This is a genomic window from Betaproteobacteria bacterium, assembly GCA_009377585.1.
In the GTDB taxonomy this organism is placed as follows: Bacteria; Pseudomonadota; Gammaproteobacteria; order Burkholderiales; family WYBJ01; genus WYBJ01.
On record WHTS01000005.1, the window covers coordinates 1 to 6,986 of the forward strand.

Consider the following 6,986-nt stretch of genomic DNA (forward strand, 5'->3'; position numbering starts at 1 on the left):
CTAGGCGATTGTTCGACGAAGCCGCCGCAAGGTGGCTGAAGGAGCGCGCTCACAAGGCGAGCTTACGCAACGATGCAACGGCGATTCAGTTCTTTCGAGCGCACTTCACCTACATCGACGAAATCAATCGGGACAGGGTGGATCAGTTGTTGGAATCCAAGGGTGCGGCGACAGCGAACCGATACGTCGCGTTTCTGCGCGCACTCCTGCGACTTGCGGAGCGCGAGTGGGGGTGGATCGATCGTGCGCCACACCTCCGCATGCGTTCGGAACCCAAGCGGCGCGTGCGTTGGATTACGCCGCAGGAGGCAGCCGCGTTGATCGCAGCGATTCCGGTACCTCATCGCAATCCGATGCGATTCGCCCTGGCAACAGGGCTGCGCATGAGGAACGTGCTGGGGCTGGAGTGGCGGCAGGTTGACGGTGAGCGGGGCCTTGCCTGGATTCACCCCGATCAGGCCAAGGCGCGTCGCGCGATTCCGGTACCACTGAACGACGATGCCCGAGCAGTGCTCAGGGAACAAGAGGGACGTGACGCGATGCTGGTGTTTGCCGGTCAGAAGCGTCCGGACTCCCGGGTCTGGCAGAAGGCGCTCACGCGTGCCGGGATCAAGGATTTCCGTTGGCACGATCTGCGGCACACGTGGGCAAGCTGGCATGCACAGTCGGGAACGCCGATGCAGGCTTTGCAGGAGATGGGTGGGTGGGAAACGGCCGAGATGGTTCGCCGCTATGCTCACCTGGGAGCGGAGCATTTGGCCGAGCACGCCGCTCGGATTTCCGGTCGCGTCACGTTTTTGTCACAACCATCCGATTCCTGCGGCACAATCGCCGCGCACCAAACTTAAAAGTTCGAACGAAATCAATGGCTGGCGGAGAGGGTGGGATTCGAACCCACGTGCCAGGTTTCCCTGACCATCCGATTTCGAGTCGGCGCCGTTATGACCGCTTCGGTACCTCTCCGTAGGCGGAATTCTAGCAGAGGTCGCAACTCGTCGATCTGCCGAGGAACCGCCGCTGTCGGGTGGGTTGGCTTCGGCCAGACGCCGTCCTCAACTTCTAGCCTCGCTCGAAATTAGCCTGCGCCTAGACAATCGTGCGCTTCGCCGGGCGCACGATTGTTGCCGAACCCAGGTGCCAGGCTTTGCTGACCATCCGATTTCGAGTCAGCGCCGTTATGACCGCCTCGGTACCTCTCCGTGGCGCGGGTTTTAGCAGGGCCGGTGCCCGGAAAGACCCGTCGCGGTTCGTTGCTGATCCTTGCATGGGATGGGTCATTATCTCGCGCGTTTGCGGCGCACAGCCATGCCGATCGCGCCGAGCCCCAGCAGCATTATGACGGCCGCGCTCGGCTCGGGCACGGCACTGATGTTATCGACGCCCAGGATCGCGGCGATCGGGGGAGGGCCGAGCAGCGGCGGGAACTCGGGCGCTGTATTGTGAAACAGACGGAAGAAGGTTGCGCCACTGAGGGCCGCGGTGACATTGCCCGCGACCGTGGTCAGGTCGCCGGGCGCGATCGAAAAGCGCACATGCGTCCATCCGCTAGCCGCGGGCAACGGAGCGCCAAAAGTGGTGGCGGCAATGTTCGTGGGTGGGCCCACGCCGGGATCCTCGAACAGCAGACGGATGGTGAGATCGGTCGTGCCGAAATTGTTCAGGTCCATTTCGATCGCGGTAACCCCCGCGCCGATGTAGTTCCCGGTCCACTGGGTGGCGTTGTTGGCGACCAGCCTGCTGCCCGGTCCGCTGCTGCCGGTAGATGTGAGCTGGAGGTAAGCATCCCCTGCGCCGCTCGGGCCACCCGTCGGAGCCACCGTCAGCGCCGTGGCCGGAAATCCCCCCGGTCCCCCGCCGATGAACCACCCCTCGGAAGAGCTTGAAAAGGTATCGGTTTCGCCCAGGGTAACGGCTGCCACGGGCGACCCTATTGCTGCGGCGACGAACATCGCAGCGATCTGCGCGGATGAGCGCATCGGTCATCTCCTTTCGACTCGACTGTTTGCGAATGCGATACCGAGCTGGACCCGGAGAACGAGTATGCGACCGAGCAGCGCAAGGACAGGCAGGAACAAGTTCACGACCCCGAGCCATAGAGCCCATCCGAATACTACCCGGGATCGGAATGACGATTATTGCTGCTCTATAGCGCGGCCAGCGCAGAATCGGGCAAGCGGCAAATCCGATTGGCGTCGCTCCCGGTCTCCCGCGTGCGCGCCGCAGCGATGCACTGAAGGCGACGAACAGATCCGAAGTTCGTATGCTAAATTGAATCGCGTCGCCTCACGCACGGGCACGCTTTGCGCCCGTGGAAAACGGTCGCATTTGATTACCGGACTCTTCTTTCCCGAGTGATACGACATGAAGAACTTCTCGGATCTGGCGGAACGCGAGCTGCTCGCGCTCGCGATCTCGCTCGAAGAAGAGGACGCGCGCATCTACGAGGAATTTGCCGACGGTCTGCGAGAAACCTACCCGGACACGGCAGCCATGTTCAACGCCATGGCGGACGAGGAGAGCGACCACCGCCACCGCCTGCTCGACCTCTATCGGGGCAAGTTCGGCGAGCGCATCCCGCTCATCCGCCGCCAGGACGTGCGCGGATTCGTGCAGCGCCAGCCGGTCTGGCTCAGCCGCCCGCTGGGGCTGGAGAAGGTGCGCAGCCAGGCCGAGCTCATGGAGGCCGAAACCAAGCGCTTCTACGCGCGGGCTGCGCGGCGCTCGCAGGATGCTTCCATCCGCCAGCTGCTGGGCGACCTCGCGGCCGAGGAGCGCCGGCACGAGGCCAAGGCGGAGGCGCTCGAAGCGCGCTACGTCTCGCACGACGTGCGCAGGACTGAGCACGAAGCCGAACGACGCCTGTTCCTGCTGCAGTTCGTGCAACCCGGGCTGGTCGGACTCATGGACGGCTCGGTGTCGACGCTGGCGCCCTTGTTCGCGGCGGCGTTCGCGACGCACAATACCTGGGAGACGTTCCTCGTCGGCGTCGCGGCCGCGGTGGGCGCCGGCATCAGCATGGGATTCGCCGAAGCGCTCTCGGACGACGGATCGCTCACCGGACGCGGCAGCCCATGGCTGCGCGGCACCGTCTCCGGGGTGATGACCGCCGTCGGGGGATTGGGTCATACGCTCCCCTACCTCATCCCCGATTTCCGGACCGCGACGGTCGTGGCCGTCGCCGTTGTCGTAGTCGAGCTGGCCGCGATCGCCTGGATCCGGCACCGGTACATGGAAACGCCCATTTTCACGGCCGCGATCCAGATCGTCATCGGCGGTCTGCTGGTATTCGCGACCGGAATCCTGATCGGATCGGCTTGACTGCCGTTCCGTGCTTCTCGAACAGGAGACATCAGCATGATCGATATCGTCATCGAGCCTCGCCGCCGCGATCTGGGCGGCTTCGAAGTCGCGCGCATCCTGCCTTATGCCAAGCACCGCATGGTGGGGCCGTTCATTTTCCTCGACGAGATGGGGCCGGTCGACTTCGCGCCGGGGATCCCGCGCACGGTGGACGTGCGCCCGCATCCGCACATCGGCCTTTCCACGGTGACGTACCTGTTCGCGGGCGAGATCATGCATCGTGACAGTGTCGGCTCCGAGCAGCCGATCCGGCCCGGTGAAGTGAACTGGATGACCGCCGGCCGCGGCATCACGCACTCGGAGCGCTTCGAGCGTGCGCGCGCGCAAGGCGACCACGTGCACGGCATACAGTCGTGGGTCGCGCTGCCGAACGCCCACGAGGAAACCGATCCATCGTTCGCCCACTATGACGCTGAGGCACTTCCTCTATTCGAAGAGCCTGGCGTGTGGGCGCGCGTCGTCGCCGGCGAAGCGCTGGGGGCGTCGTCGCCAGTGCGAACGCATTCGCCGCTCTTCTACGTTCATGCGCGCTTGGACCCGGGCGGACGCATCGAGCTCCCGCCGCGCTACCCGGAGCGGGCCGCGTTGATCGTGGCCGGCGCCGTGGAAGCAAATGGCCAGACGCACGATGCCGGCCGCATGCTGGTGTTCGAAGCCGGGCGATCGGTAACGCTATCGGCCGTGCAGCCAGCGACGGTCATGTTGCTCGGCGGAGACCCGGTGGGCCGCCGCCACATCGAGTGGAACTTCGTATCGTCGTCGCAGGAACGCATCGCGCAGGCGAAGGCCGATTGGCAGGCCGGGCGCATGAAGCTGCCCGATCTGGACCACGACGAATTCATCCCGCTGCCGGGTGAGCCGGCCGCGCCTGCCAATCCGATGTTGTGATAGATAAGGGGAGCGAAAAGAAAGTCGTGAGTGAGTGAAGGCTGAAAAGTGAGAAGTGAGGCGTTTCGCTTCGCCCGCCTCGCTTCACCCTTCACTCTTCGCGCTTCGCTTCCCCTTCTCCGCCGGCGCGATGGAGCTCACGCCGGCCATGTACGGCCGCAACGGTTCCGGAATCAAGATGCTGCCGTCGGCGTTCTGGTAGTTCTCCATCACCGCGATCAGGGTGCGCCCGACCGCGAGCCCGGAGCCGTTCAGCGTGTGCACCAGTTCGGGCTTGCCCTTGTCATTGCGAAACCGCGCCTGCATGCGCCGCGCCTGGAACGCTTCGAAGTTGCTGCACGAGGAAATCTCGCGGTAAGCCTCCTGCCCAGGCAGCCATACTTCGATGTCATAGGTCTTTGCCGAAGTAAAACCCATGTCGCCGGTGCACAGCACGACGGTGCGAAACGGCAGGTCGAGCCGCTTCAGCACCTCCTCGGCGTGTCCGGTCAATTCCTCCAGCGCCTGGTAGGAATGCTCCGGGTGCACCACCTGCACCAGTTCCACCTTGTCGAACTGGTGCTGGCGGATCATGCCGCGCGTGTCCTTGCCGTGGGATCCCGCCTCGGAGCGGAAGCACGGTGAATGGCAGACGAACTTGAGCGGCAGTGCGTTGAGCGGGACGACCTCATCGCGCACGATGTTGGTGACCGGCACCTCTGCCGTCGGAATGAGGTAGAGCTTTTCGGCGTCGGCGCGCGGCACGGCGAACAGATCCTGCTCGAACTTGGGCAGCTGGCCCGTGGCGCGCATGCTGGCCGCGTTCACCAGATACGGGACATAGGTCTCGGTATAGCCGTGCTCGCCGGTGTGCAGGTCGAGCATGTATTGCGCGAGCGCTCGATGCAGCCGCGCCAATGCGCCCGTCATCAGGCTGAAACGTGCGCCGGAGATCTTCGCGGCCGCCGAGAAATCGAGCAGGCCGAGGCGTTCGCCCAGGTCGACATGGTCGCGCGCGGCAAATGAAAACCGGCGCGGCTCGCCGAAGCGGCGCACCTCGACATTGTCCTCGGCGCTGCGGCCAGCGGGCGCCGAATCGTGCGGGATGTTCGGGACGCCGAGCAGGAACTCCGCGAGCTCGGCCTGAAGCGCATCCAGGCGCGTCTCGTTGTCCTTCAGCTCGTCGGCCATGGCCGCCACCTCGGCCATGAGCGCGCTCGCATCTTCGCCCTTCTGCTTCGCCTGACCGATGAGCTTGGATGCCTGGTTGCGTCGCGCCTGCAATTCCTGGGTGCGGGTCTGCAGCGTCTTGCGCGCCGACTCGAGCGCCTGGAAGCGTTGCGTGTCGAGCGGGACGCCGCGCTCAGCGAGCCGGCATGCGACCGCATCGATGTTGGTGCGAAGCAGTTGAACGTCGAGCATGGAATCTCCACCGCATGAGCGCCGGCACGCATTGCGTGCGGCCGGCTATTATCGGTCAAGCGATTGCGCCGACCAAGAACCGCGTGTTGCTTGACACTCGCAGTAGCGCCGCCTAGATTCGATGTCATGTCGCGCGCGAGCACGGTTCGTTGTGCGATCCCTCGTATCCCTTTCCCGAAGGAGAATCGTCGATGGGCGTACTTCGTCCTGCCCGGTGCATCGTCGTGTGCACAGTGCTTGTCCTCGCGCCGATCGCCCGCACTCGCGCAGACCTATCCCACCAAGCCCGTTCGCATCGTCGTGCCCTGGACTGCGGGCGGCACCGCCGACACGCTGGCGCGCATCATGGCGCATAGTCTGAGCGAAAGCCTCGGCCAGCAAGTGCTGGCGGACAACCGGCCTGGGGCGAGCGGGCAGATCGGCACGGAGCTGGTCGCCAAGGCGGCGCCGGACGGACACACGCTGCTGCTTGCAACTACTGCACCGAACTCCACGGCGCCCAGCCTCTACTCGAAACTAACCTACGATCCGCTGAAAGACTTCGCGCCGGTTTCGCTCATCGGCTTGACGTTCTACGTGGCGTCGGTCAATCCCAGCATCGCGGTGAAGACGATTCCGGAGCTGGTGAAGCTCGCCAAGGCGAGACCGGGCACGCTCAACTTCTCCTCGCCGGGAAACGGCACGCCGAATCACCTCTCGGGCGAGATGCTCAAGACCATGGCCGGCATCCAGATGCAGCACATTCCCTTCAAGGGCAGCGCGCAAGCGATAGCCGCCGTGATCGGCGGGGAGATCCCGCTCAACTTCGAGAACATCGCCGTGGTGCTGCCGCATATCAAGGCCGGCAAGGTGCGCCCGCTTGGGGTGACGAGTGCACAGCGCAACCGCTACCTGCCCGATGTGCCGACCATTGCCGAATCGGGCTATCCCGGATTCGAGGCGGTGGGCTGGTTCGGCCTCATGACGCCCGCAGCGACGCCACGCAACGTGATCGAAAAGCTCAACGCGGATACCGTGCGCATCCTGACTACGCCAGAGATCAATGCGCGCATCCTCGGCCTGGGCGCCGAGGTGAAGCCCACGACCGTGGCCGAGTTCGAGGCATTCAACCGCGCGCAGATCGGCAAGTGGGCCAAGGTGATCAAGGAGTCCGGCGCGCGCGTCGACTGACTTGCCAAGGGGCGGGACGCGACAACGTCGCGGACGGGGTGGTCCGAGAAGCGGCATTCAAAACCACACCACCCCCGCGCTTCGCGCGACCCCTCCTCCTGAGAGGAGGGGAAATTCCCACTCACGACTCACCGCGCCGGTTCTGATCCGCGCGACCACTCTCATCC

Annotated in this window: 6 protein-coding genes and 1 tRNA gene; 4 read left to right on the forward strand and 3 right to left on the reverse strand. The window is 64.7% G+C overall.

Going from position 1 to position 6,986, the window contains the following annotated elements; genetic code table 11:
* Positions 1 to 8: 8 nt before the first annotated feature.
* Positions 9 to 848 (forward strand): tyrosine-type recombinase/integrase, encoded by an 840-nt coding sequence (locus GEV05_02800; protein MPZ42327.1) that lies wholly within the window; start codon positions 9 to 11, stop codon positions 846 to 848.
* A gap of 22 nt (positions 849 to 870) precedes the next feature.
* Here the strand turns inward: GEV05_02800 and GEV05_02805 are convergent.
* Positions 871 to 963 (reverse strand) — tRNA-Ser (locus GEV05_02805).
* Between the two features lie 314 nt (positions 964 to 1,277).
* Entirely contained in the window at positions 1,278 to 1,976 is a 699-nt protein-coding gene (locus tag GEV05_02810; GenBank protein ID MPZ42328.1) for a PEP-CTERM sorting domain-containing protein, read from the reverse strand.
* A 385-nt stretch (positions 1,977 to 2,361) separates the two neighbouring features.
* Here GEV05_02810 and GEV05_02815 point away from each other — a divergent pair, with 385 nt between their 5' ends.
* Both GEV05_02815 and GEV05_02820 read left to right on the forward strand, forming a co-directional pair.
* Positions 2,362 to 3,318, forward strand: coding sequence for a rubrerythrin (locus tag GEV05_02815; protein MPZ42329.1), 957 nt, complete (start codon positions 2,362 to 2,364; stop codon positions 3,316 to 3,318).
* Between the two features lie 36 nt (positions 3,319 to 3,354).
* Positions 3,355 to 4,248 carry a hypothetical protein gene (locus tag GEV05_02820; protein ID MPZ42330.1) on the forward strand — a complete coding sequence of 298 codons (894 nt, stop codon included), beginning with the start codon at positions 3,355 to 3,357 and terminating at the stop codon, positions 4,246 to 4,248.
* Positions 4,249 to 4,332: 84 nt separating this feature from the next.
* On the opposite strand, the gene serS is transcribed toward GEV05_02820, so the two are convergent.
* Entirely contained in the window at positions 4,333 to 5,649 is a 1,317-nt protein-coding gene (serS, locus tag GEV05_02825) for a serine--tRNA ligase (GenBank protein MPZ42331.1), read from the reverse strand.
* A 126-nt stretch (positions 5,650 to 5,775) separates the two neighbouring features.
* Between serS and GEV05_02830 the strand changes: the two genes are divergently transcribed.
* A complete protein-coding gene (locus tag GEV05_02830) occupies positions 5,776 to 6,819 on the forward strand; it encodes a tripartite tricarboxylate transporter substrate binding protein (GenBank protein MPZ42332.1) in 1,044 nt (347 codons plus the stop codon).
* Positions 6,820 to 6,986 lie beyond the last annotated feature (167 nt).

Bases quoted from the DNA above. Each gene is read 5' to 3' on its own strand.
- GEV05_02810 (MPZ42328.1), bottom strand. From the start codon at position 1,976: ATGCGCTCATCCGCGCAGATCGCTGCGATGTTCGTCGCCGCAGCAATA.
- GEV05_02815 (MPZ42329.1), top strand. From the start codon at position 2,362: ATGAAGAACTTCTCGGATCTGGCGGAACGCGAGCTGCTCGCGCTCGCG.
- GEV05_02820 (MPZ42330.1), top strand. From the start codon at position 3,355: ATGATCGATATCGTCATCGAGCCTCGCCGCCGCGATCTGGGCGGCTTC.
- serS (MPZ42331.1), bottom strand. From the start codon at position 5,649: ATGCTCGACGTTCAACTGCTTCGCACCAACATCGATGCGGTCGCATGC.
- GEV05_02830 (MPZ42332.1), top strand. From the start codon at position 5,776: ATGTCGCGCGCGAGCACGGTTCGTTGTGCGATCCCTCGTATCCCTTTC.